The organism is Brachybacterium sp. GPGPB12 (genome assembly GCF_038396325.1).
In the GTDB taxonomy this organism is placed as follows: domain Bacteria; phylum Actinomycetota; class Actinomycetes; order Actinomycetales; family Dermabacteraceae; genus Brachybacterium; species Brachybacterium conglomeratum.
Genome location: NZ_CP149573.1, coordinates 2,186,794 through 2,207,181 on the forward strand (window position 1 = coordinate 2,186,794; position 20,388 = coordinate 2,207,181).

Consider the following 20,388-nt stretch of genomic DNA (forward strand, 5'->3'; position numbering starts at 1 on the left):
GGGAGTCTAGCGAAGCGAACTGAGGGCTCCAACGCGCCGCCACCTCTCCGGCCGGGCGGGCTCTCGCGCGCGCGTGCGAGAGAAACTCGTCTCCGCCCCGGCCGCGCGCCGCGGGCGAGGACGGAATCCGGTGAGCAGGCTCACAGCGAGGCCGCGGGGCAGGGCGGCCGACGGGCCGCGCGCGGGGCTGTCGGGCCGGGCACGGGCCGTCGGATCCGGTGCGGCCCCGCCGGCCGCCGTTCCCGAGCGCACGCGGGCACCACGAGGGCCCCGCACGACGCGAGGGTTCTCGCGGGGCGCGCGGGGCCGTTCAGGCGTGGTGCGGGGCCGACGTCGCAGCGACGCCGACACCGCACCGGCGGAGCACCGGATCAGCGGCAGATCAGTGCGAGATCAGGGCCAGATCAGCACGGGGTCAGCCGCGCTGGGGCAAGACCTGCACGACCGTGGGCTTCGGGCCCTGGCCGTCGTAGTCCGGGAAGTACGAACGCTGGGCGCCGAACTCGCCGTCCTCGCCCGGGTGCCGCACGGAGACGAACGCCGAGCGGTCCTCGTCGCGGATGATCGGGCCGCAGGTCTCGGCGTCGATCGGGACGGCGAGGAACTGCTCGACGCGGCCGCGGGCCTCGCCCTCCAGGGTGACGCGGAACAGGCCGTCGTTGTAGCCGATGCCGGAGGGGGCGCCGTCGGTGGAGATCCACAGGTTGCCCACCGAGTCGAAGGCGAGGTTGTCCGGGCAGGAGATCGGGGAGACCTTCTCGGCCGGGAAGCCGGAGAAGTAGGTCTGATCGCCCTGCGCGGGGTCGCCGGCCACCAGCGGCAGATTCCACGCGAAGGCGGTGGAGGTCTGGTCACCCTTTTCGTCGATCTCCACGACGTGGCCGTCGCGGTTCTGGGAGCGGGGGTTGGCCTCGTCGGGGGCGGCCTTGCCGGCGGTGCCGCGATCGGAGTTGTTGGTGCAGGCCACGTACACACGGCGGCTGTGCAGCGAGGGTTCGACGTCCTCGCAGCGGTCCATCTTGGTGGGGCCGACGGCGTCCGCCGCGAGGCGGGTGTGCACGAGGACCTCCTCGACGGTGAAGCCGGGGACCTGGGACTCGCCGTCGACCACGAGCGGCGACCACTCGCCGGAGCCGTCGAAGGCGCCGTCGGCGGGGACCTCGCCGGAGCCGTCGATCTCGGCCTCGGGCGAGTTGCCGGTGAACCTCGCGACGTAGAGGTCGCCGTTCTCCAGCAGGGTCAGGTTGTGCTCGCGGTCGCCCTCGACGTAGCGGTCGCGGGAGACGAACTTGTACAGGTAGTCGAACTTCTCGTCGTCGCCGGAGTAGGCGACCGCGCGGCCGTCCTCGGCGATGATGATGTTCGCGCCCTCGTGCTTGAAGCGGCCCAGCGAGGTGTGCTTGCGCGGGGTGGAGGTGGGGTCGAAGGGGTCGACCTCGACGATGTAGCCGAAGCGGTTGACCTCGTTCTCGTAGCCCTCGTTGCGGGCGTCGTAGCGGTCGTGGGCGTTCTCCCAGCCGCGGGCGGTGGCGGCATCGCGCAGGCCGTATCGCTTCTCCGCCTCGGAGGTGCCGGCGGAGCGGAAGTAGCCGTGGAAGTTCTCCTCCCCGGAGACGAGGGTGCCCCACGGGGTGAGGCCGCCGGCGCAGTTGCCGAGGGTGCCCAGGACCGTGCGTCCCTCGGGGTCCTCGACGGTCCTGACCAGGTCGGAGCCGGCGGCGGGGCCGGTCAGCGCGAACTCGTCGTCCAGCAGGATGCGTCGGTTCAGCTTCGCGCCCTGCACGTACCGGTAGGGGAAGTTCTTGTTCTTGCGCTCGAGCTCCACGACGGTGAGGCCGTGGGCGGCGCGGCCGATCTCGATCGCCTCCTCGGCGTCGGTGTCGGCCGGCGCGATGATGTTCTCGTTGGTGTACTCGTGGTTCACGAACATCACCGCGCGCTTGCCGGCGGCGCCCGGGATCTCCTGGATCTCGGTGTAGTCGTTGTTGTAGCCGAACTGGCGCTTCTGCGCCTCGGCGCTCTGGGCGTTCCAGTCGAACTCGGGCGCGTCGTCGAACAGCGGGTCGCCCCAGCGGATGATCGGGTACCAGGCGAAGCCCCGGGGCACGGTGAACTCGTCGACGGCCGCGTCGACCGGCTCGATCGGCGTGAAGGTGAGCTTGGTGCCGTTCGGAGGGCGGTGACCACCGCGTCCGTTGCCGTTGCCCTGCCCCTTGCCCTTCCCGGCGCCGGGATCGGCGAGGGCGCCCTGGGTGCCGGCGAGGCCGATCGCGAGCGCAGCGGTGGAGCCGCCGATCACGGCGCGACGGGACAGCGCGCTGGAGGCGATGTCGCGGAAGGTGGGGTTGTCCGAGTGGTTGCAGTCTCCGAAGGCGCACTGGCTGGCGCACTTGAGCTGGCAGGTCACGGCGGAGCGCTTGCCGCGCACCGCGTCCTTCATGAGCAGGGGCAGGTCGATCAGAGCCATGGCTGACATCCTTCGCTGGTGTACTCGTCTCCCCGCGCATCACGATGCGCAGGACCAGATGACGGTGCGTCACGAAGGTGAGTCGCTCCCGGCATGCGGGGAACGGGCAGATGAACACCGGGCGAAGGGAGGCCCCCAAGCCCGGAGGAATCGGAAGGACGCGGCGCGCGGCCGCCCGGACGCCCGACGGCGGTGCCGCGCAGGGCACCGCCGCCGTCTCCCGGCGAGGAGCAGGGCCGACGGGCTCGCTCGGGGTCTCCTCAGAACCTCGTCGGCGCGACGAAGCCCTCGGGCTTGACCATCACCACCGGCACGGGCGCCTCGATCGCGACCCTCTGCGAGGTCGAGCCCAGCAGGATCTTCCCGATCGGGGTGCGCTTGCGGATGCCGAGGATCACGAGGTCGACGTCGTCGTGCTCGACGGCGTCGAGGATGTCGTCGGCCGGATCGTCGCGCTTGGGGACCGTGCGCGGCTCGAAGGCGAGGCCGGTCTCCTCCAGGCGCTCCTGGAGGGGGCGATGGTCCGTGACGCCGCGCGCCTTGCGCGGGTCGGGAGCGCGCTCCGAGGCGAGCACGAGCAGCGAGGCGCCGCGAAGCTCGGCCTCCTCGACCGCGAACGCGAACGCGGCCTCGCTGGTGGCGCTGGGGACGTAGGCCAGCAGGATCTTCGACATGGGTTCTCCCTCGGGGTGCGGGTCTCAGGGAACGGGGCGGGACGGCAGGCCGACGGCGGGGTCAGTCCTTGCCGAGGTCGTCGGGGTGGCGGAAGCGGGTGCGGCGTGCCCGCACAGCGCTGTTGTAGAACCAGGTGATCACGTACAGCACGAGCCCGACCACGAGCAGGCCGCCGCCGATCACGTAGTTCTCCCGCGGGCGCGCGATCGGCGAGACCAGGGCGAAGGACGTGATCGCACCGATGATCGGCGACACCGTCGGGGTGCGGAAGTGGCGCACGTCCACCTTGTCCTTGCGCAAGACCAGCACCGAGATGTTCACCAGGCCGAAGACCGTCAGCAGCGAGCAGGGCGGTGGTGCCGCCGAGCGCCGAGATGGTCTCGTCGGCGAGCACGTAGCGCACCGAGAGCACCAGCGCGAAGGCCAGCACGGTGGAGAAGACGATGCCGGCCCACGGGGTGCGCCGCTTCTGCGGCAAGACGCCGCGCAGGAAGCCAGGCAAAGACTCCCTGCTTCGCCATGCCGTAGAGCAGACGGGAGGCCATCATCATGTTGATCAGCACCGTGTTCGCGACCGCGAAGATGGAGATGAACGCGAAGATCGTGTCGATCGGGATCGCCGGGGCGCCCTCCTTGACCACCTCGAGCAGCGGGGTGGTCGACTCGGTGAGCTGGCCGATCGGGACCACCGCGACGGCGAGGATCGAGATCAGCACGTAGACCACGCCGGTGACCGACAGACCCGCGATGAGCGCGCGCGGGAAGTTCTTGACCGGGTCGACGGTCTCCTCGGCCATGTTCACCGAGTCCTCGAAGCCGACCATCGAGAAGAACGCGAGCGCGGTCGCGCCGATCACGGCCATGAAGATGCTCTTGTCGCCCTGGGTCTCGAAGAGGACCACGCGCGAGAGGTCCGCATCGCCGCCGCCGACGGCGAAGAACCCCACGAGGATCACGAGCGCCAGCCCGGTCATCTCGATGCAGGTCAGGACCACGTTGGCCTTGACCGACTCGGAGACTCCGCGCAGGTTGATCAGGGCCACCAGGGCCAGGAACAGCGGCGCGATGGTGGTGGCGACGGCTCCGGCGGAATCGCCCAGCGGCTCCTCCAGCGAGAAGGCCTTCAGGACGTTCTCAGAGAGGAAGATCGCGCTGGTGGAGGCCGAGGTGATGCCGGAGGAGAGCACCGCGAAGGTGACCATGAAGGTCAGGAAGTGGATGCCGAAGGCCTTGTGGACGTAGAGCGCGGCACCCGCGGCCTGCGGGTACTTCGTGACCATCTCGACGTAGGACAGGGCCGACACCATCGCGACGGCGAAGGCGATGATGATCGGCGACCAGCCGGCGCCGCCGACCTCGCCGGCGACCTTGCCGGTCAGCGAGTAGACGCCGGTGCCGAGGATGTCGCCGACGATGAACAGCAGCAGGAGCTTGGGCGTGATCGCCTTCTTGAGCTCGGGCTGATCGGAGCCGTGATCGGTGCCGACGGAGCCGGGGTCGCCGGCGTTCGCCGGGGCGGTCTCGTGGGACTCGCTCATGGGGATTCCTCCCGGGGAAGACAGGGATAGGGACCGCCGACGGCGCAGGGCGGGCACGAGGTCGGTGCACGCCGGTGCGGGGATCACCGGACGGCGGTGCACGCACTCTACTCTCCGGTGACCGCCCTCACAGCGCGGGCGCGGCCTCGCGCTCCTCCTCCGAGTCCTCGTCGGCCCGTCGCTCGCGGGGGTCCAGGCGCAGGGTCTGGACCCACTGGCGGGAGGCATCGGAGCTGATCGCCATCACGCCGAGCGCGGAGGCACCGGCGCCCACCAGCAGCGAGTGGGAGACGTCCCCGGTCATCGAGGTCGCCACGGCCAGGCGGGCGAAGGCGTCGGCCGTGAAGAGCGCCATCAGCGCGATGCGGGCCCAGCGGCGCGCGGCGCGACCCCGATCTGGAGCGAGCAGCGGCGCGGCCGCGAACGCGGTGGCGCCCCAGATCGTGCCCTGCTCGGGCAGGATCAGCGACGCGTCGGGGAAGCGCTCGGTGAGGTCGACACCGGAGCCGAGCGTGAACCACTGGATCGCCACGATCGCCGCCTGCAGCGGCGCGAGGAAGCCGGTGAAGATCACCGAGGGCGGCGGGAGGTGGTGGTCCGCGGCGCGGGCGAGCACCTCGTGGAAGTCCCCGACCGTGCCGTGCCACTGCGCGGTCAGCTCGTCGGCCACCTCGGTGCGGCGCCCGCCGAAGCGGGTCGCGCTCAGCGCAGTCTGCGTCGCCGCGCGGGCGCGGGACTTCATCACCGAGTCGCCGGTGGGGCGGTGTCGCGGCAAAGATGATCGCGCTCGCCCCGTCGGAGCGGGAGGCCGCGCCGGTCACGTCGATCACCGGCAGGTCGCCGTCGGTGCGGAACCGGTCGCCCTGCCCGTTGCGGTCGTGGTACGAGGTGGAGAACTCCTCGATGACCTCGACCTCCACCTCCGGATCCGCGAAGCGGACCGTGTCCACGAGGTAGTCCCGCTCCACGTCGATGTTCTCGTCGATGCGGTGGGTGATCTGCAGGGTGAAGAAGGAGAAGCCGACGGCGCGGTCGTAGGTGCCCGCCGCGAGCCAGTCCGAGCGGTACCCGCCCGGCGCGACGAAGTCGGGCGGCATCCGCCAGAAGCGCACGTGATGGCGCTTGGTGGTGGTGCCGCCCACCTCCTGCTGATAGGTGAAGTCGTGGCGGCGCCCCATCAGGTACAGGTCCGAGACGGGGGCCGACGGGTAGGAGCGTCGCAGCGGCGTCGAGCGCACCATCGACCAGGCCGAGGAGAGGGTCCGCTCCTCCGCGAGCACCCAGCCGGCCCGCCGCATCGCCACGTGGAGGTCCCACTCGGGGCCGTCCAGGGCGATGTTGATCGGGTCCGAGAGCACGCCCTCGGTGGTGCGGGTGCGGCCGAAGAAGTAGTCCGGCAGGTAGATCCAGGTCATCAGCTGGTGCAGTCGCGGCGCTGCAGGATGTAGGTCAGCAGGATCCAGAAGCCCAGCAGGTACAGGAGCCGCACCGGCGTCAGCGAGAAGCCCTCGACCAGGTACAGCGGCGCGAGCCAGATCGCGACGACCACGCCCGCGGCGATGAAGAGGTTGTCCAGCAGTGCGTAGAGCTCGAACCGTCGGCCGCGCGGGGTGTGCCCGCGGGAGTGGTCGTAGCCCGGCGGCTCCGAGGGCACCGGACGGCCCAGCGGCACCAGTCGGGCGGACCGCGCCGGGGTCACCTCCGGCGTCCCGTGCTCGGCGACGTCATGCCGCCATCGTAGAGGGACGGGCTGGGAGGGCCGCGGGCCGGTCCGCCTCCGTCGGCCGCCCGCCGTAGGCTGGAGCGAGTCCGTCCCGAGGAGAGGAACTCCATGTCCACCACGCAGAACGCAGAGCACCCCGCCGTCCCGACGCTCGAGATCCGCGGCGCCGCCCCGATCCCCCAGCTCGGCTACGGCGTGTTCAAGGTCGACCCGGACATCGCGGCCGACGTCACCGCCCAGGCCCTCGCCGCCGGCTACCGCCACATCGACACTGCGAAGATCTACGGCAACGAGGAGGGCGTGGGCCGGGCGATCGCCGAGTCCGGGATTCCGCGCGAGGAGCTGTTCGTGACCACGAAGCTGTGGGACGACGCCCACGCCTTCGACGACGCGATCGCCGCCTGCGAGGCCTCCCTCGAACGGCTAGGCCTGGACTACGTGGACCTCTACCTCATCCACTGGGCGGTGCCCTCGCAGGGGCAGTACGTCGAGGCGTGGAAGGCGCTGATCGCCCTGCAGGAGCGCGGCCTGGTCCGCGCGATCGGCGTCTCGAACTTCCCGAAGGAGCGGCTCGCGGAGATCATCGAGGCGACCGGCGCGCGGCCCCGGCGATCCACCAGATCGAGCCGCACCCCTACTTCCAGCGGCGTGAGCCGCGCGGGATCCACGAGGAGAAGGGGATCCTCACGGAGTCGTGGGGGCCGCTGGGCCAGGGCAAGTCGGACCTGCTCGAGAACCCGGCGGTCACCGCGATCGCTGAGGCGCACGGGGCCTCCCCGCCCAGGTGGTGCTCGCCTGGCATCTCGCGCACGGCATCGTGACGATCCCGAAGTCCGTCACGCCCTCGCGGATCGTGGAGAACCTCGCCGCGGTGGAGCTTCAGCTCACGGCCGACGAGGTCGCCGCGATCGACGCGCTGGACCGCGAGGACGGCCGCGGCGGGACGGACCCCGCCACCAAGTGACCCGCTGAGGGCAGGCGAGCCGCCGCCCGGGCGCCCCGCGCCCGCGGTGCCTGTCGCCTGGGTGACCGCCGCCCAGGGCCCCTGTTGTCCAGGTGCCCCGCCGCCGGCCGAGTAAAGCGACTGGACCGCCGCGCGCCCCGGTGACGGTCCACATGCAGTACTCGGCACCGGATCCCGCGCGCAGACGGTGCGGCCCCCTCCCCGCACTCACCAACTGAAACGGCCCGTGCCATACCGGTCGAGATCCGCCACTCGATGTCGTCGCAGCCGGGCCGGGGCCCCGGGGGCGCGGGGCTCGACCGGGGCCGACGGGCCCGGGCTCAGTAGTAGACCGCGAGCGGGCCCGTCGGCCCGTCGATGACCTGCACCGGGGTGTCGAACACGCGCGAGAGCACCTCGCCGTCCATGATCCGCGCGACGGGCCCGGCCTCGACGACCTCGCCCTCCTTCATCGCGATGATGTGGTCGGCGTAGTGGGCGGCGAAGTTGATGTCGTGCGACGACCACCACGACCGTGCGGCCCAGCTCGCGGGCCGCATCGCGCAGGCGCCCCATCATCTGGACGCTGTGGCGCATGTCGAGGTTGTTCAGCGGCTCGTCCAGCAAGACGTACTCGGTGTCCTGGGCCAGGACCATCGCCACGTACGCGCGCTGGCGCCGCCCGCCGGAGAGCTGGTCGAGATAGCGGTCCTCGAGGTCGTCGAGGTTCAGGAAGTCGATCGCCTCGGAGATCTTCTGCTCGTCGAGCCGGGTCAGGCGCCCCTTGGAGTAGGGGAACCGGCCGAAGCCGACCAGCTGGCGCACCGTGAGCCGGGTGATGAAGTGGTTCTCCTGGCGCAAGCACCGAGAGGATCTTGGCGAGGTCCTTCGAGGCGGTGGAGGCGATGTCGTAGCCCGCCACCTCGATCTGGCCCTCGTCGATGCCGAGCAGTCGACCCACCATGGTCAGCGGCGTCGACTTGCCGGCGCCGTTCGGGCCCACCAGCGCCGTCACCCCGCCGGAGGGGATGTCGGTGGTGACCGGCCCGATCTGCACCGTCCCGGTCGCGGACCGGTACTCCTTCCGCACCTTGTCGATGGTGATCACAGGCGCCCCTTCCGCATGATGACGACGAGGAACACGGTCCCGCCGACGAGCTCGATGATGATGGAGACGACGCCCTGCGCGTAGAACACGTGGTTCATGACGAAGTAGGCGCCGGCGAGGACCACGAAGCCGGTGAGCGCCCCGAGGGGCGCAGGCGGCGGTGGTCGTGGGTCCCGGCGAGCTGGTAGGTCAGCGTCGCGACGAGGAAGCCGAAGAAGGTCATGGGGCCGACGAGCGCGGTGGAGACCGCCATCAGCACCGAGACCAGGACGAGGGAGTAGATGGTCTGGCGGCCGTGGTCCACGCCCACGTTGATGCACACGTCCCGGCCCATCGCGATGACGTTCAGCGTGCGGGCGTTGAGCCAGATCAGCGTCGTCGCCACGATCACCAGCGGGATCGCGAAGGGCAGGTACTCGGCGCTCGCATTGGTCACCGAGCCGAACAGTCGGGCGCTGAGCACGTCGAACTCGCTGGGCGAGAGGAGGCGCCGCATGAAGGTCGAGACCGCGCCGAGCCCGCCGCCCATGATGATGCCCACCAGGAGCATGACCTGGATGTTCGCGTAGCGGCCGCGCAGCAGCCAGCCGTACAGCGGCACCGAGAGCCCCACCATCGCCGCGACCTGCGCGAGGAACTGGCCCGGCCCCTGCAGGGCGACGACCCCGGCCACGCCGAGCGTGTACACCGCGGCCGTCTGGATGACGGTGTACAGCGACTCGAAGCCCATGATCGAGGGGGTGATGATGCGGTTGTTGGTGACGGTCTGGAAGGTGATCGTGGCGACCGCCTGGCAGATCGCCACGACCGCCATCACCACCAGGGAGGTCACGCGCATCTCGGCGATCAGCCAGAAGCCGCGCGAGCCCACCGGCATGGGGTTCCCGATCGCGAGCGGCCCGAGGGCGGCACCCGCGGCCAGGACCACGAGGACGGCCAGCACGATCCAGTAGCGGCGCTGGGAGGCGGCGTCGGGGAAAGCGCCGGAGCGGGCGCGCACGCGCCGCGGGGCGGAGAGCACGCCGAGCTCGCCTGCGGCGTCGGCCGGGGCGGTGGAGAGCTCGACCGGGGCGGCCTCGTCGGCGACCGCCTCGAGGCGGCGCCCGTCGTGGGTCGTCGTGCGCTCAGCCATGTCGGCGCGCCTCAGCAGGAGGGCGATGAACACGGCCGCTCCCACGATCCCCAGGATCAGGGAGACCGGCACCTCGAAGGGCATGATGATGGTGCGGCCGATCAGGTCGCAGATCGTGACGATCGCGATGCCGAGCAGGCACACCCAGGGCAGGTTCGAGCGCAGGTCGTCGCCGCGGATCATCGAGACCACGTTCGGGACGATCAGGCCCAGGAAGGGCAGGTTCCCGACCACCACGGTGACCACGCCGGTCGCGATCGCGACCAGGCCCGTCCCCATCAGCACAACTCGGCGGTAGTTCACCCCGACGTTGGTGGCGATGTCCTCGCCGAGGCCCGCGACGGTCAGGCGGTCGGCGACGACGAACACGGCCACGCCCACGGCGAGCACGATCCACAGCACCTCGTAGGCGCCGCGCGGCGACGGAGGTGAAGGAGCCGGCGAACCAGACCCCGAGGTTCTGCAGCGCGTCGAACTGGAGGGCGACGAAGGTGGAGACGGAGCCGACGACGGCCCCGAGCATGATCCCGATGATCGGCACGATCGGGGAGCGCGCGCGTGACCCGGCGCAGGAACAGGAAGAACACCATCGTGCCGACGAAGGAGAAGACGATCGCCACGCCCATCTTCGTCAGCGGCCCCGCCGATGGGACCAGCACCATCACCAGGATCAGGCCGAGCCCCGCCCACTCCGTGGTGCCGGTGGTGGACGGCTCGACGAAGCGGTTCTGCGTCATCAGCCGCATGATCAGGCCCGACATCGACATCGCGGCGCCGGCGAGGACCAGCGCGATGGTGCGGGGGATGCGGGTGATGGCGAACATCTCGCCGCCGTTCTCGGCGCCGAGCACGTCGTAGACGCCGGTGAACAGGGAGACGACCAGCAGCAGCGCGACCGCGCCGATGCCGATCAGGAGCTTGCCGTCGACGAGGCGCTCGCGCCCGCGGGTGCGGGGCGGGGGCGCCTCGGAGGTGAGCTGGGGGGTGGTCATTCAGGACTCCTGGGAGGGGCGGTGGTCGCGTCGGCGCGCGGCCGCCGGAGCCGGTGCGGCGCACGGGGCCGACGGGTGCTCCGACGACACGACGCACGGCGGGCGGGGCGCGCAGGCCCTGCCCGCCGTGCGGCGGTCAGCGGTGACGGACGTGGCTCAGGCCTTGCCCTCGAGCGCATCGGCGAAGGTGGTGAAGAACTCCGTGTAGGTCTGGATCGACTCGTTGGTGTAGGTGTCCGCGGGCATGTAGACGACATTGCCCTCGGCCACGGCGGTCACGCCGGCGAGCGCCTCGGAGGAGTCCAGCGGCTCGTTGGCGGGCGTGTACTCGGGGTCGTCGGCGGAGACGGCCGCGTCGCGGTCCATCACCAGGATCCAGTCGGGGTTGGAGTCGGCGATCGCCTCGACGGAGATGTCGTCGCCCTCGTGGTCGTCGCTGGCACCCTCGACCTCGAGCGCGGGCACCAGGCCGAGCGCCTCGAAGGCCCAGCCCAGCGTTCGCCCCTGACCTGGAGCGATGTAGCCGATCTCGCCGCCGGAGGTGTTCACGGCCATGACGGTGGAGGAGCCGTCGTAGGCGCTCTTCACGCGCTCCATCGCGGCGTCGAGGTCGTCGCCGAGGGTCTCGGCCTCGGTCTGCTTGCCGAAGATCTCGCCGAGCACGGAGACCTGACGCTTGAGCTCGTCGGCGAAGGGCTGGTCCTCGCGCGGGTCGAGCTCGAGGATCGTGGCCTCGGGCGCGTACTTCACGAAGTCGTCGTGGTACTGGGCGAAGCGCTGGCCGTTGATGATCAGGGTCGGCTCGGCGACGACGACAGCCTCGAGGTCGGGCTCGCGGTGGTTGCCGAGGTCGACGATCGACTCGTCGTCCTTGTACCCGATGGTGGTGGGCATGAGCGCGCGGGCCGCGGCGGTGAGGGTGACGCCCCAGTCCTCGAGGGTCTCGAAGGTGCGGTTGTCCGTCGCGACCACGGAGGCCGGCGGGACCTGCACGGTCTGGGTGCCGTTGTTGTCCTCGACCTCGACGGTGTCCGCCTCGGCGCCGCCCGCGTCGGAGGCGCCGGCGCCCGTCGCGTCATCCTCTCCGGAGCCGCCGCAGGCGGTGAGGGCCAGGCCGAGGAGGCCGGCGGCGGAGAAGGCGCCGAGGCGCGCGGCGGGTGAAGGAGGTCATGGGAAGTCTTTCTCTCGACGGGGTCCAGGGGTGCGCGGCGATGTTCCGACCTGCGACAGAACTGAGGCTAGCCTCACCTGCCCGGTTAATGCCACTCGTCGCTTGCTTTATTCACCTTGTGGACGTGTGATCGCGGCTACATTCGCTGACCTGCGGGGACCTTCGGCGCGGTGCCGATGGAAGCCGGCGAAGGCCGGCGGATGGATGACAGGGGCGGACCGGCGTCGTCGGCAGGCGGGTGGACGACAGGTGCGGGCCGGCGACCTCGGGCGGCGGGTCGCGGACATCGCGGGCGCGGCTGCGTCCCCTGGGCGCGCGCGTGCGTCGGGGCCGGTATGCGCGGTCGGTCGCGGGCTGAGCGCCTGCGGATGCAACGGCCCGGCGGGGAGCAGGGGATGGCAGTGAGCACGGGGCCGGCAGGGGGCGCGGGGACGGAGCGGCGGCCCGCTAGGGTGGGCCCGGTCGTCGGGGGACGGCGGCCGGGGACGAGGGGACGAACGATGAACGAACACAGGGGCGGTCAGGGACCGCAGGCGCCGGACTTCTCCGCGCCCGGCGGCGGGCAGGGCGCAGACGCGTACGACGTCGGAGGGCACGACGTCAGCGCACAGGGCGCCGGCGGCCCAGGCACCGGGGGCGTCCGCGGCGCCTCCCTGCCGAACTTCTCCGGCGGCCCCTCAGACAGCCCCGCCGAGCAGGGCGGGTCCGGTGCCGTCGGCCCGGGCGTTCCCGTCGGCCCCGGGTCGCCCGGCGGATCGGGTGGCGGCCGCGGCCCGCTGCTCGCGCTGCTGCTCGGCGGCGGCGGATGTCTGGTGGTCATCATCGCCGTGATCGCGCTGGTGCTCTCGCAGACCGTGCTGAGCGGCGGCGGGGACGAGCCGGGCGACGGGCCGACCACGAGCGCGGCGGAGCCCTCGGGCGGGACCCACCCCTCGGACTCGCCGGATCCGTCCGATGGCGGGGGCGCCTCCGACGTCGGGGGGCGCGGGCGGCGCCACGGCGCCGACCGACGAGGAGCCCGAGACCGAGGCGGAGGCGTCGGGCACCGCCTGCACCATGCACGGGGACGGGGCCGTGACCGAGCAGGTCGAGGGCGAGGTGCGCGGCGGCGGCCTCGCGTTCTCTCAGCCCGAGGGCTGGGAGGTCGGCACCGGCTGGGGCGACCAGAGCGCCTACGTCACCGACCAGCACCACGCCGACCAGCCCGTGGAGGCGGGCTGGTACACGCTCGCCGGCGTCGGGAAGGTCGAGTTCCCCGAGGAGGAGGGCGGCTATCCCGGCGCCGAGGAGGCCGCGCGCGCGATCTTCCTGTGCGCGCTCGAGCCCGAGCAGGGCGAGGAGCTCTACGGCGACCCGGCCATCCGCGCGACTTCCGCTCCGAGGCGACCACGGTCGACGGGCACGACGCCTGGGTCGTCTCGGCCGACGTGGTGATCTCCGATCTGGCCCTGCTCCACTCCACCGACTCCTGGCGCCGCGTGGTGATCGTGGTGGACACCCCGGACGGTCCCGCGGCCTTCGACGGCGGCGCGGCGCTCGGGCACGATCAGCAGGTCGCGGACCTCGAGGCGATGGTCGAGGGGCTCACGGTCCTCTGAGCGGGTCCGCCCCGGGGCTTCTCGGCCGGCGCGGCCGGGGCTCAGGCCTTGTCGGCCTTGGACTTCTTCACGGACTCGCCGCCGGCGACGATCAGCGCCGCGGCGATCGCGAGCGGCCAGGTGTCCTTCGCGACAGCGGTGCCCTCCTGGGTGGGGCGCACGCCGTCCTCCTCGGTCATGCCGGGGGTGCGCAGGTACATCGAGACCAGCGAGCCGGAGAAGCCGGCGAGCGCGAGGCCCGCGACCTTCGAGGGGACGAAGGGCAGCAGCAGCGAGGTGCCCACGGCGATCTCACCGTAGCTGAGGAACTTCGCGAACTGCTCGGGGGTGAGTTTGCCGAGCACCGGCACACCCTGGGCGGCCATGCCGCGCAGGTGCTCCGCGGTGCCCGCGTCCATGCCGAGCTTGCCGATGCCGGAGTTGAGGATGAACGCGCCGGGGACGGCGCGGAGGATGGCGGTGCTGAGACTCATGGTGACCCCCGGTTCAGATCGTTGTACTTTCAACCACACAGTACGCGCCCCGAGGGGTGCCTGTCGAGAGGGTACGGCGAGGACGCGTCCCACGCGATGGTCGACGGGGCCCGCGCGGACTCGGACAGCCGAGATGCGTCCACCGCTCGGCGTGCCGCGGCCGACCGACCGGCAGACCGTTCTCAGACCCGGGCGAGGATCTCGCCGTGCAGCGAGGCTGAACCACCCGTCGGGATCCTCCGACCAGGCGCGGAAGGCCGCGGCGATCTCCTCCCGCTCGGCGGCGTCGGCCCAGCCTTCGCGCGCGAGCTGGTCGGCGAAGGGCGCGCAGGTGATCCGGCCCGACCAGGTGTCCGCCCAGGCCGCACGGCTCTCGGGCGTGGCGTGCGACCAGGTGGAGTCGCCGGGGACGACGCCCTCCAGCCCTGCCTCGTGCGCCCAGGCCAGCAGGCGTCGGCCGGCGTCGGGGGTGCCGCCGTTGGCGCGGGCGGCGCGGAGGTAGAGCGCGAGCCAGCGGTCGAAGGCGGGCGTCTCCGGCCACCAGCGGAAGCCCTCGTAGTCGCTGTCCCGCACCGCGATCAGCCCGTCGGGGCGCGCGACGCGCCGCATCTCGGCGAGGACCTGCACCGGGTCGTGGACGTGCTGGAGCACCTGGTGGGCGTGGACCACGTCCACGCGCGCCGTCCTCGAGCGGCAGGGCGTGCGCATCGCCGACCAGCACCCGAACCTGCTCGAGCCCCTGACGGGCGAGCTCGGCACGGGTGAGCGCCGCGGACTCCTCCGCCACCTCGAGCGCCGTGACGTTCTCCGGGCCGACGATCCGGGCGAGGTCCGCGGTGATCGTGCCGGCGCCGCCGCCCACGTCCAGCAGGCGGCGCCCGGGGCGCAGGTGCGGCAGGAGATGCGCGGCGGAGTTCGCGGCGGTGCGGGCGCGGTGGTCGCCGAGCACCGCGTCGCCGTAGCCGTGGGTGTACGGGGTCGGATCGCTCATGGGCCGACGGTACGTCCACCGCGGCGGCCGGTCCTCGCCCGGTCGCCTGGCGGAACGGGCTCAGAGGGGCGGGCGCCGCCGGCGGCGAGGTGCCGCAGCGACTCGACGACCTCCTGGCCGCGGCCGCTGCTCGGTGACCTTCATCGTCAGGTCCCTGCCGTCTCGCACATGGACGCGGAGCCGGCCGGAGAGCGACCGCTCCTCGCGCTCGGCCCCCGTGATCGATGCGGCTGGCGCCTCCTCGAGCACGGTCCAGCCGCGCAGGCGGTCCATGACGTGAAGGACCCGCTGGTCGGTGACGATCAGCGGCGGGAAGGTGTCCGAGCGCTGGGCGCCCACCGCGACCTCGTACACCGTCTCCTCGGGGCAGAGGACCTGCTCGGGCAGGGTCAGGTCCGACGCCCGGAAGCGCAGGCCCTGGTTGCGGCGCATCGCGCGGCGGTAGGTGGCCTCCGCCCGGCTCGCGCCGGGCGGGCCGGCGACCGTCTCCGCCATCTCGGCGTCGGCGTCCTCGCCGTGCCGGGCACGGATCTGCTCCTGCAGAGCGGCGGCGTCCCGCAGTCGATCGATTCCCTTCCCCATGCCCTCGAGACTACTGACCTCGAGCGCGCGCACGAGGCGCGAGTCGCCTCAGAGAGGCGGCGCTCCCACGGCGGCGAGGTGCCGCAGCAGGGCGGCGACCTCGGCGGAGCGGGTCCGCTCGTTGACCCGGAAGGAGATGTCCCGGCCCTGATGGAGCCGCACCCGGATCCGGCCCGACAGCAGACGGGTCTCGAGCTCGGCCCCGGCGATCTGGGCGGCGGGCACCTCGCGCTGGATCTTCCAGCGCCTCCAGGGCAGGTCCTTCGTCACGAGCACCCGGCGGTCGGTGACGATCAGCGGCGGGAAGGTGTCATCGCTCTGCCCTCCGACGGCGACGTCGTACACGGTCTCCTCGGGGTCGAGGATCCGCTCGGGCAGGTCGATGTCGTGCAGGCCCCCGCCGATGCCGGCATTGCGTGCCATCGCCGCACGGTAGGTCTGTGCGCGCGCGTCGGCCCTGCCTGCGCCCACTGCTCGGCGAGGGCGTCGACGAGGTCGTCGCCGTGCTCGGCCTTCAGCTGTCGCCGCGGCTCGGCGGCCTGCTCCAGGCTCTCGCGTCGTCCTCGCACCATGGCGCCACCCTAGCGGCGTCGGCCGTGCGGGCGGCCCGTCGGCCCCTGCACGGCCCCCCGGTCAGCCCGCCGTCGCGCTCCGCCGCTCCCGTGCGTAACGGCCGAGGACCAGTGCGAGCCCGACGACCACGCCGATCGCGGTCTCCAGAACGCGGGCCTCGAGCATCGGGCCGGCGGGCTGGGGGTGGCCCAGCCGCACCATCAGCAGCGCGAGCGGCGTGATGAACAGAAGCGCGATCGAGTAGTTGCGCAGGATGAACATCTCGGCGAGGAACTGCAGCAAGCACCACCCACACCACCAGCCGCCAGGGCTCGGCCGGGAAGGAGAGCAGGAACGCGGTCGCGCCCACACCGAGGATCGTGCCGACGAGGCGGTGGACGCCCTTCTCGATCCGCGCCCCGTGGCCCGGCGAGGCCAGCGGTGCGACGGCCGCCACCTGGGCCCAGTACGGGAAGGGCGACCCGGAGGCGAGACCCATCCCGCCCGCGACCAGGGCGGCGACGAAGTAGCGGGAGAATTCGGCGCCGAGCTCGGCGCGGGTGACGTCCTCGTGGTCGCGGCCCAGCACCACGTCCGGATGCCGCTCCCCCGCCCAGTGGCCCAGCGGCCCCAGCAAGACGCACAGGGCGACCACGGATGCCGCGATCAGCCCCGCGAGCCAGAACGGAGCGGCGGGCGGCGCGGAGGCGACCGCCGCGGTCGCGAAGACGGGGAAGATCGCCCCACCCGGCTTCAGCCCGTGCGAGGTCACGAAGATCGCCGAGCCGCCGGCGACCAGCGCGCCGACGAGGATCACGATCCAGGAGGAGAGCGTCTCGGGCATCCTCGGCGCGAGCCGCGCGACGGCCGCGCCGATCGTCACGCAGACGGTGAGCATGGCGCCGGCCAGCAACTGGCGACGGAAACGCGCCCGGGTCGGCTCGTAGCGGGAGTAGATGCCGGTGAACGCACCGAAGCCCACGTACATCGCGAACTCGATGCGGTCTGTCAGCAGCAAGCACCGCCATCGGGATCGCGAGGCCCACCGCGATGCGGAAGGCGGGGATGTGGTCGACGCGGGCGGGGGCGATGGCGAGCAGACGTCGGGCTTGCGCGAGGGGGGACGGGGTCCGGGGCACGCGGCTCCTTCCAGGAGGGGGCGCGACCGCGGTCGGGGCGCACGAGGAGGAGGCACGACCGGGGTCGTCGTCGAACGGGGACCCGGCCGGGGCGGGGCGCCGGCGGATCGCGCGCGCCGGGGCAGGGGAGGTCGGGCCAGGCTATCCCCGCCCGTCGTCGGCCGCCATGGTGCGCGAGACATCCTGCGGGGCTGTGACGTGGGAGACTCTGCCCATGTCCACCTCCCCCGCCGCGCCCGAGGGCGCCCGCACCGCCCCGCTCGTCGAGACCACCGGCATCGAGATCATCGCCGAGTCGGAGCGCACCGCCCGGCCGCGCGACCTGTTCTGGCCGTGGTTCGCCGCGAACGTGTCCGTGTTCGGGATGAGCTACGGCTCCTACCTGCTCGGCTTCGGGATCAGCTTCTGGCAGGCGACGATCGTCGCGGTCCTCGGCATCGTCCTCAGCTTCGCGCTGTGCGGGCTGGTCGCGATCGCGGGCAAGCGCGGCTCCGCGCCGACGATGGTGCTCTCCCGCGCCGCCTTCGGCGTGCACGGCCAGAAGGTGCCGGGCATCATCTCGTGGCTGACCTCGATCGGCTGGGAGACCTCGCTGGCGATCTCCGCGGTGCTCGCCACCGCCACCGTCTTCGAGATCCTCGGGATCGGGGCGGGCGACGCCGTCACCGTCATCGCGGCGCTCGCGATCGCGGCCCTGATCGTCGGCGCCTCCGTGCTCGGCTATCACACGATCATGAAGTCGCAGTCGATCCTGACCTGGGCGACCGGCGCGATGACGATCCTCTTCATGATCCTCACGATCCCCCACATCGACCTCGCCGCGGTGATGAGCGCCCCGTCGGGCCCGCCGCAGGCGATGATCGGCGCGCTGGTGATGGTGATGACCGGCTTCGGCCTGGGCTGGATCAACATCTCCGCGGACTGGTCGCGCTACCAGAAGCGCACCGCGTCCGACGGGTCCATCATCCTGTGGAACACGATCGGCGGCGCGGCCGCCCCGGTGGTGCTGGTGATCTTCGGCCTGCTCCTGGCCGGCTCCGACCCCACGCTGAACACGGCCATCGAGTCCGACCCGATCGGCGCGCTGATCACGATCCTGCCGCTGTGGGCGCTGGTGCCCTTCTGGATCGTGGCGGTGCTGACCCTGGTCTCCGGCGCGGTGCTCGGCATCTACTCCTCGGGTCTGACCCTGATCAGCCTCGGCATCCGGATCCCCCGCCCGGCCGCCGCCGCGGTCGACGGGGTGATCCTCACGGCCAGCACGATCTGGGTGGCGTTCTTCGCGCAGAACTTCATCGGCCCCTTCCAGAGCTTCCTGATCACCCTCGGCGTCCCGATCGCGGCCTGGGCCGGGATCCTCATCGCCGACGTGCTCTCCCGCCGCGCCGACTACGACGAGCAGGCCCTGTTCGATCCGAAGGGCCGCTACGGCTCGGTCGACTGGATCTCCGTGGGCACCATGGTCGTCGCCTCCGTGATCGGCTGGGGCCTGGTGGTGAACTCCTTCGCGGAGGCCGCGCCGTGGAACAACTGGCAGGGCTACCTGCTCGAGCCGCTGGGCCTGGGCACCTTCGTCGAGGACCCGGCCGGCGCCTACTGGGACGGGAACTGGGCCTACGCGAACATCGGCGTCCTCTTCGCGCTCGTGTTCGGCTTCGCGGTGACCTGGTTCGCGCGCCGCTCGCGAATCCGCGCGCAGGAGCGGACGGCGTGAACGCTCCGCGCCTGCTGATCGTCGACCCGCAGCGGATCTTCGCCGATCCCGGATCGGACTGGGCCTCCCCGTTCTGGGGCGAGGCCTGGGAGCGGATCCGCGAGCTCGCCGCGCGCGTCGGCCCCGAGCGCACGCTGGTCAGCCGCTGGCTCCCGACGGCGGACCGCACCACCTCCTGGGGCGAGTACTTCCGTGCCTGGCCCTTCGCGGACGTGCCCGCCACGGATCCGCTGTACGACCTGGTCGACGGCGCGGCGGAGCTCACCGCCCATCCCACGATCGACGAGCCGACCTTCGGCAAGTGGGGGCCGCAGGCGCGCGCGAGCCTCGGCGAGGCGGCGACGGGTGCGCCGCGCTGATCGCCGGGGTCTCGACCGACTGCTGCGTGATCGCGACCGTGCTCGCCGCCGCCGACGCGGGCGCTCACCTGACGGTGGTGACCGACGCCTGCGCCGCCTCGGACGAGGCGAACGGGGCGGCGGCCCTGCACACGATGAGCCTGTTCGGACCGCAGGTCACGCTCGCCGGCACCGCCGAGGTCCTCGCGGGCGCCGAAGAGCCGCGCTGATCGACGGCCCCGCGACCGAGTCTCCACGCAGCGGCACCGCCCTCACGCCGTGACCCGCCCGGCGGCGTGGCACCCGAGGCGCACGCGCCGAGACCGGGACAGGGAAACCGCTGGCCATGGCGAGGCCCGCCTCCGTAGTCTGCGCTCATGCACCACCGCTCCCCTGCCCTTCCCGGCACCGCCCTGCTTACCGGCGTCGGCCGACGTCGCGGGATCGGCGCCGCGATCGCGCGCGGCCTCGCCGAGGACGGCTACGACCTCGCGCTCTCCTTCCACGGCGAGTACGACCGGCGCGTGCTGGGCGAGGACGCCGACGTCGAGCCGCTGGCCGAGGAGGCGCGCGGCCTGGATCGGCGGGTCGTGCTCGCTGCCCGGCGATCTCGCCGATCCCGCTGTCCCGGAGCGACTCGTCCACGAGGCCCGCGAGGCGCTCGGACCGCTCGGCGCGCTGGTGATGTGCCACTGCGAGTCGGTGGACTCCTCGATCCTGGACACGACGGTGGAGAGCTTCGACCGGCATTACGCGGTCAACGTGCGGGCCAGCTGGCTGCTGCTCCGCGCCTTCGCCGAGCAGGTCCCCGTCGGCCCCGACTCCCCCGGCGGCGCGGTGATCGCCGTGACCAGCGACCACACCGCCCACAACTTGCCCTACGGGGCGACGAAGGGCGCGCTGGACCGTCTGGTGCTGGCCGGCACCCTCGAGCTCGCCGACCGCGGGATCCGCACCAACGTGATCAATCCCGGTCCGATCGACACTGGCTGGATGGACGACGAGGTGCGCGCCGCCTGCGCCGCGCAGACGCCCGGAGGGGAGATCGGCGCGCCGGGCACCGTCGCGGACCTGGTGCGCTTCCTGCTCTCGCCGCAGGGCGGGTGGATCCGCGGTCAGCTGCTGCTGTCCAACGGGGGTTTCGCGACGCCCGAGGTCTGACCGCCGCCGGCCCCGCCCTGCTCGCTCTGCGCCCGCACGGCCCCGCGGCGCCAGCAGGGCACCGTCGCGTCCTGCGCCCCGGTGCCCTCGG

The 20,388-nt window shown here is 72.3% G+C and carries 15 protein-coding genes and 9 pseudogenes; 7 read left to right on the forward strand and 17 right to left on the reverse strand.

Annotated features, from left to right (window positions below; all coding sequences use genetic code 11):
* Window positions 1–415 precede the first annotated feature (415 nt).
* The 5 genes and pseudogenes from WKH84_RS12780 to WKH84_RS12800 all read right to left on the reverse strand — a co-directional run bounded on the left by WKH84_RS12780 (window position 416) and on the right by WKH84_RS12800 (window position 6,379).
* Entirely contained in the window at window positions 416–2,467 is a 2,052-nt protein-coding gene (locus WKH84_RS12780; protein ID WP_341853922.1) for a PhoX family phosphatase, read from the reverse strand.
* A 260-nt stretch (window positions 2,468–2,727) separates the two neighbouring features.
* Window positions 2,728–3,141: a universal stress protein gene (locus tag WKH84_RS12785; protein WP_341853923.1), complete on the reverse strand. Its 414-nt coding sequence runs from the start codon at window positions 3,139–3,141 to the stop codon at window positions 2,728–2,730.
* Window positions 3,142–3,202: 61 nt separating this feature from the next.
* Window positions 3,203–4,680, reverse strand: a pseudogene (locus WKH84_RS12790) (APC family permease).
* 107 nt (window positions 4,681–4,787) lie between these two features.
* Entirely contained in the window at window positions 4,788–6,095 is a 1,308-nt protein-coding gene (locus tag WKH84_RS12795) for an LssY C-terminal domain-containing protein (RefSeq protein ID WP_341853924.1), read from the reverse strand.
* Complete coding sequence (locus tag WKH84_RS12800) at window positions 6,095–6,379, reverse strand: hypothetical protein (RefSeq protein WP_341853925.1); 285 nt, start codon at window positions 6,377–6,379, stop codon at window positions 6,095–6,097. Before WKH84_RS12800 ends, WKH84_RS12795 begins: the two co-directional genes overlap by 1 nt.
* A gap of 132 nt (window positions 6,380–6,511) precedes the next feature.
* Here WKH84_RS12800 and WKH84_RS12805 point away from each other — a divergent pair.
* Window positions 6,512–7,367: pseudogene (locus WKH84_RS12805) on the forward strand (aldo/keto reductase).
* Between the two features lie 320 nt (window positions 7,368–7,687).
* Here WKH84_RS12805 and WKH84_RS12810 read toward each other — a convergent pair.
* From WKH84_RS12810 to WKH84_RS12830, 5 genes and pseudogenes are all read right to left on the reverse strand, one after another.
* Window positions 7,688–8,454, reverse strand: a pseudogene (locus WKH84_RS12810) (ATP-binding cassette domain-containing protein).
* Window positions 8,451–9,586: pseudogene (locus tag WKH84_RS12815) on the reverse strand (iron chelate uptake ABC transporter family permease subunit). Before WKH84_RS12815 ends, WKH84_RS12810 begins: the two co-directional pseudogenes overlap by 4 nt.
* 6 nt (window positions 9,587–9,592) lie before the next feature.
* Window positions 9,593–10,578 (reverse strand): annotated as a pseudogene (locus tag WKH84_RS12820) (iron chelate uptake ABC transporter family permease subunit); the annotation flags it as partial.
* Between the two features lie 156 nt (window positions 10,579–10,734).
* Window positions 10,735–11,571, reverse strand: coding sequence for an ABC transporter substrate-binding protein (locus tag WKH84_RS12825; RefSeq protein WP_341853926.1), 837 nt, complete (start codon window positions 11,569–11,571; stop codon window positions 10,735–10,737).
* A gap of 855 nt (window positions 11,572–12,426) precedes the next feature.
* The gene (locus tag WKH84_RS12830; RefSeq protein ID WP_341853927.1) at window positions 12,427–12,678 is read right to left on the reverse strand and encodes a hypothetical protein; all 252 of its coding nucleotides are present in this window, start codon (window positions 12,676–12,678) and stop codon (window positions 12,427–12,429) included.
* A 25-nt stretch (window positions 12,679–12,703) separates the two neighbouring features.
* Between WKH84_RS12830 and WKH84_RS12835 the strand changes: the two genes are divergently transcribed.
* Both WKH84_RS12835 and WKH84_RS12840 read left to right on the forward strand, forming a co-directional pair.
* Window positions 12,704–13,183, forward strand: coding sequence for a hypothetical protein (locus tag WKH84_RS12835; protein ID WP_341853928.1), 480 nt, complete (start codon window positions 12,704–12,706; stop codon window positions 13,181–13,183).
* Window positions 13,180–13,347, forward strand: coding sequence for a hypothetical protein (locus WKH84_RS12840; protein WP_341853929.1), 168 nt, complete (start codon window positions 13,180–13,182; stop codon window positions 13,345–13,347). The genes WKH84_RS12835 and WKH84_RS12840 overlap by 4 nt, the downstream gene beginning before the upstream one ends.
* A gap of 41 nt (window positions 13,348–13,388) precedes the next feature.
* On the opposite strand, the gene WKH84_RS12845 is transcribed toward WKH84_RS12840, so the two are convergent.
* The 7 genes and pseudogenes from WKH84_RS12845 to WKH84_RS12875 form a co-directional block, all read right to left on the reverse strand.
* Window positions 13,389–13,820 carry a hypothetical protein gene (locus WKH84_RS12845; RefSeq protein ID WP_341856890.1) on the reverse strand — a complete coding sequence of 144 codons (432 nt, stop codon included), beginning with the start codon at window positions 13,818–13,820 and terminating at the stop codon, window positions 13,389–13,391.
* A 627-nt stretch (window positions 13,821–14,447) separates the two neighbouring features.
* Window positions 14,448–14,528, reverse strand: a pseudogene (locus WKH84_RS12850) (hypothetical protein); the annotation flags it as partial.
* 28 nt (window positions 14,529–14,556) lie between these two features.
* Window positions 14,557–14,811: pseudogene (locus WKH84_RS12855) on the reverse strand (SAM-dependent methyltransferase); the annotation flags it as partial.
* Window positions 14,812–14,871: 60 nt separating this feature from the next.
* Complete coding sequence (locus WKH84_RS12860; protein ID WP_341853930.1) at window positions 14,872–15,393, reverse strand: hypothetical protein; 522 nt, start codon at window positions 15,391–15,393, stop codon at window positions 14,872–14,874.
* Window positions 15,394–15,441: 48 nt separating this feature from the next.
* Window positions 15,442–15,816: a hypothetical protein gene (locus WKH84_RS12865; protein ID WP_341853931.1), complete on the reverse strand. Its 375-nt coding sequence runs from the start codon at window positions 15,814–15,816 to the stop codon at window positions 15,442–15,444.
* A gap of 210 nt (window positions 15,817–16,026) precedes the next feature.
* Entirely contained in the window at window positions 16,027–16,227 is a 201-nt protein-coding gene (locus WKH84_RS12870) for an FUSC family protein (RefSeq protein ID WP_341856891.1), read from the reverse strand.
* 70 nt (window positions 16,228–16,297) lie between these two features.
* A pseudogene (locus WKH84_RS12875) lies at window positions 16,298–17,266 on the reverse strand (hypothetical protein); the annotation flags it as partial.
* A 32-nt stretch (window positions 17,267–17,298) separates the two neighbouring features.
* On the opposite strand from WKH84_RS12875, the gene WKH84_RS12880 reads away from it, so the two are divergent.
* The 4 genes and pseudogenes from WKH84_RS12880 (at window position 17,299) to WKH84_RS12895 (ending at window position 20,297) form a co-directional block, all read left to right on the forward strand.
* Window positions 17,299–18,798 carry a cytosine permease gene (locus WKH84_RS12880; RefSeq protein WP_341853932.1) on the forward strand — a complete coding sequence of 500 codons (1,500 nt, stop codon included), beginning with the start codon at window positions 17,299–17,301 and terminating at the stop codon, window positions 18,796–18,798.
* On the forward strand, window positions 18,795–19,157 hold the full coding sequence (locus tag WKH84_RS12885) for a hypothetical protein (protein ID WP_341853933.1): 363 nt from the start codon (window positions 18,795–18,797) through the stop codon (window positions 19,155–19,157). The genes WKH84_RS12880 and WKH84_RS12885 overlap by 4 nt, the downstream gene beginning before the upstream one ends.
* Before the next feature lie 26 nt (window positions 19,158–19,183).
* On the forward strand, window positions 19,184–19,366 hold the full coding sequence (locus tag WKH84_RS12890) for an isochorismatase family protein (protein WP_341853934.1): 183 nt from the start codon (window positions 19,184–19,186) through the stop codon (window positions 19,364–19,366).
* Between the two features lie 147 nt (window positions 19,367–19,513).
* Window positions 19,514–20,297, forward strand: a pseudogene (locus tag WKH84_RS12895) (SDR family oxidoreductase).
* Window positions 20,298–20,388: the final 91 nt, after the last annotated feature.

What these genes read in the sequence shown, in the direction of transcription:
- WKH84_RS12795 (WP_341853924.1), bottom strand. Translation starts at nt 6,095, where the DNA reads ATGACCTGGATCTACCTGCCGGACTACTTCTTCGGCCGCACCCGCACC.
- WKH84_RS12860 (WP_341853930.1), bottom strand. Translation starts at nt 15,393, where the DNA reads ATGGGGAAGGGAATCGATCGACTGCGGGACGCCGCCGCTCTGCAGGAG.
- WKH84_RS12835 (WP_341853928.1), top strand. Translation starts at nt 12,704, where the DNA reads ATGGCGGGGGCGCCTCCGACGTCGGGGGGCGCGGGCGGCGCCACGGCG.
- WKH84_RS12780 (WP_341853922.1), bottom strand. Translation starts at nt 2,467, where the DNA reads ATGGCTCTGATCGACCTGCCCCTGCTCATGAAGGACGCGGTGCGCGGC.
- WKH84_RS12865 (WP_341853931.1), bottom strand. Translation starts at nt 15,816, where the DNA reads ATGGCACGCAATGCCGGCATCGGCGGGGGCCTGCACGACATCGACCTG.
- WKH84_RS12880 (WP_341853932.1), top strand. Translation starts at nt 17,299, where the DNA reads ATGTCCACCTCCCCCGCCGCGCCCGAGGGCGCCCGCACCGCCCCGCTC.
- WKH84_RS12785 (WP_341853923.1), bottom strand. Translation starts at nt 3,141, where the DNA reads ATGTCGAAGATCCTGCTGGCCTACGTCCCCAGCGCCACCAGCGAGGCC.
- WKH84_RS12870 (WP_341856891.1), bottom strand. Translation starts at nt 16,227, where the DNA reads ATGTTCATCCTGCGCAACTACTCGATCGCGCTTCTGTTCATCACGCCG.
- WKH84_RS12845 (WP_341856890.1), bottom strand. Translation starts at nt 13,820, where the DNA reads ATGAGTCTCAGCACCGCCATCCTCCGCGCCGTCCCCGGCGCGTTCATC.